This window comes from Sphingorhabdus sp., assembly GCF_023910635.1.
Taxonomy (GTDB): Bacteria; Pseudomonadota; Alphaproteobacteria; order Sphingomonadales; family Sphingomonadaceae; genus Sphingorhabdus_B.
The window spans coordinates 1-1,551 of the sequence record NZ_JAAVVZ010000087.1 but is presented as its reverse complement, the minus strand read 5'-3'; the positions used below and the strand labels follow the sequence as shown (position 1 = coordinate 1,551).

Below are 1,551 nucleotides of genomic sequence, written 5' to 3'. Positions count from 1 at the left end.
CCCGGCAGCCTCAATTTCGACCAGCATATCGGTGGCGATGGCTTCAATTTCCGGCACTATCAGGTGTGGTTTCTCCTTCTCGACCAGCGCGCGCAAGGCAGCACCGTCAGTCATCGAAATGACATGGGCGCGATGCGCGACCTGGTGGCCGGGCGCATTTTCGTAGCGGTCGACGGCAATCACCTCAACGCCCAGGCGCTGCAAAGCAATGATCACTTCCTTGCCAAGCTCGCCGGCCCCAAGGAGCATGACGCGCAGGGCGTTGGGGGAAAGCGGGGTGCCAATCTTCATGAGAAAGCTCCTGATCTGGGTAACGATAAAAATCGGGTGAATTTAGGCGTTGACCGTAACAGAGTCAAGGGGCAATGACAGGGCAACGAACGCCTATGACTTTTGTTGCATATACGAAAAACCCCGAATCGTTTATGTTCGCCCCACACCAAAACAGGGGGTAATAATGCGTTCATTGATGATTGCCTGCATTGCTGCGGTAGCGATATTCACATCAGCTTGCGGTGGGTCAAGCGCAATCACCCCGGCATCCGCCAATGCCCCCGCGCAAATCCGTAGCGCCGCATTCTCGCCGCAACCGGGTAACTCACCGGAAGTCACTGGCTACATTGCCGACGCCCTCGCTGCGCACGGAGTGGCAACCCGGCCGGCAAAGCTCTCCCCCGGTTATAAATCAAACGATGTGGATGCCATCGTCAGTTACCTGGATGTTTGGCGCTGGGACGTGGCAATGTACATGCAATCAATCGCCATCCGCCTGTACAACGCGAAGACGGGCGAGCTACTGGTCAGCGGCAGTTGGAGCGACTCCGCCCTGCATAGCTTCAACCGGGTCGACGCCATCGCACGGGATCTGATCAACCAAATGTTCAGCAAGCTCCAATTCAAGCCTGCAGACGAGGGCGGCACACCGCCTTCCGCCACGCCGGACAACAGCCCTCAGGCAACGGCGCTCACCAGCCAACCCGCAGCTCGGTCGAACAAGACGAATGGCATTCAAGTTTCAAAAAATGAGTACACCGCCCGCGAACAGGCACGTGCGCTGCAGTGCAACGCCCAGGGAATCCTGAGCACGGAGGGGGTTGGTACGCTGCGGGAAGAGATCGTATTCGATTGCGGCGGCGGGCGGAAAGTGACTATTGTTTGCCGGAGCGGTGGTGGGTGCGGGTAGGCATGGGGGGTGATGGGGGGCTTTACGGCTGGATTTCGGCCTGAACGGCCACTCGACCGTAGGCTCCAATCGGTCGGCAATGCGAAGGTTAGCAGTCAATCGACACCGAAGTACGCTGAACGGCTGCTTACCCTTTCGGCGAATTCACCCTAAGTGCCCATTCCGGACTCATGACGTAAGCCCGTAATCTGGCAGCTTATAGATCATAAAGCTGCCGGTTGCATTTTCGTGCTGACCGACTCAGTTTCGGCCATAGCAAGCCTTTGAACCGATCTGTCGACCGTGAGGAGCGTCGCTACGTAAGCGTCCTACATACCCGATTTGACGTTAATGCTTGTCATGGGGCGATGCGCAGACCGGTTTCCTTG

The 1,551-nt window shown here is 57.5% G+C and carries 2 protein-coding genes; one reads left to right on the top strand and one right to left on the bottom strand.

The genetic code is table 11. The features are described 5' to 3' along the window. Positions 1–291: NAD-dependent epimerase/dehydratase family protein (locus tag HEQ34_RS14405; RefSeq protein ID WP_296201610.1), on the bottom strand; the 291-nt coding region annotated here is incomplete at its 3' end. 166 nt (positions 292–457) lie between these two features. Here HEQ34_RS14405 and HEQ34_RS14400 point away from each other — a divergent pair. Beyond that, entirely contained in the window at positions 458–1,183 is a 726-nt protein-coding gene (locus HEQ34_RS14400; protein WP_296201609.1) for a hypothetical protein, read from the top strand. Positions 1,184–1,551 lie beyond the last annotated feature (368 nt).

Bases quoted from the DNA above. Each gene is read 5' to 3' on its own strand.
- HEQ34_RS14400 (WP_296201609.1), top strand. From the start codon at position 458: ATGCGTTCATTGATGATTGCCTGCATTGCTGCGGTAGCGATATTCACA.